This window comes from Bartonella sp. AD328YNZD (genome assembly GCF_042196425.1).
The window spans coordinates 1-1,104 of record NZ_JBHIQG010000560.1; the positions used below are offsets into that span (position 1 = coordinate 1).

Sequence of the window (1,104 nt, forward strand, 5' to 3'; positions counted from 1 at the left end):
ATAGCAATATAAACAAGAGAAAGTATAATAATCCGACCGTTTACCCCTTTTGTAATATTGTGAAGATATGCTAGACCGCTAATTAATATGATGACAGTGTATGCAGTACTAAAGACAAGTGTACTCAAGTTAAGAGAAGCGCTCAACTCAACCATCGATGCTATGCAAACAATAATAAAAATAATAATTCCAGAAATTGGAAGGCGGAGAGTTTGGCTCCAATCATCACGGGGTCTTTTCAGCCATTTCATATGTTGTGCTGCTATCATGGAAAAGTAAAGGTTACCAATGAGAAAAACCAAACTATAAATAGTCAAAGAAAAAGCAGTAAAAGTTGCTGTATGCGTCATTAAAAGCTCATTAAAAGCGCGTATATCGGCTTCCTTTATTGACTGTGTTTGTTGCAGAGTTTGTGCTATGTTTTCGGTGATTTTTTTTGCAACGATGGGTGTGGAAGGACGTGTTTGAACATAGAGCCCAATGAAAGTTGCTATAAGAGCGATAAAATTAGTTAAATGAAAAATAACCGATGATAATGGATACCACATCAGTTCGTTTTCTTTTTGCGCTGGTCGTGCAAGCCCAAGAAGCCAAGAAGCATAGACAGCAGGAAGGAAAAATAAGAACATAAAGCCAAGAGCAATATAGGTATTAGTGGTTATGATAAGAACAACAGTGGCACTTATGAGGGCGATGAGACTGGCTAATGTTCCTTGACCGAACGCAACAATAAAAATTGGCAATGAAAGAAAGCAGCCAAGAAGAAGAGAAAAAAAGGGCGCGATATTTGCAACACTGATGATTGCCATTCCTATCACAACAGCAAATAATCCTGCCAAAATACCGGTTAATATCTCATAAGTACGATTTTTTTTCATTTATTGCTGTCCTGCTTTCTGCAGTTAGAGGCGTGTCAATACCCCAACTTTGACATTTAATAGCTTAACATAGGATACAACAAGCTATTTTTTAACCATATAAGAAAAGCAACTGGATAAACTCTCCAGTTGCATAGAGTATTGATCGCTTACTTTATAACGTACGGAAGTAAGCCTAAAAAGCGAGCACGTTTGATAGCGTTAGCTAATTCACGCTGTCTTTTTT

Annotated in this window: 1 protein-coding gene and 1 pseudogene; both read right to left on the bottom strand. The window is 37.2% G+C overall.

Features of this window, described 5'->3' with window-relative positions:
* The coding region (locus ACFIO3_RS13665; protein ID WP_375704644.1) for a hypothetical protein at window positions 1-878 on the bottom strand (878 nt) is incomplete at its 3' end.
* A gap of 149 nt (window positions 879-1,027) precedes the next feature.
* Window positions 1,028-1,104: pseudogene (locus ACFIO3_RS13670) on the bottom strand (30S ribosomal protein S18); the annotation flags it as partial.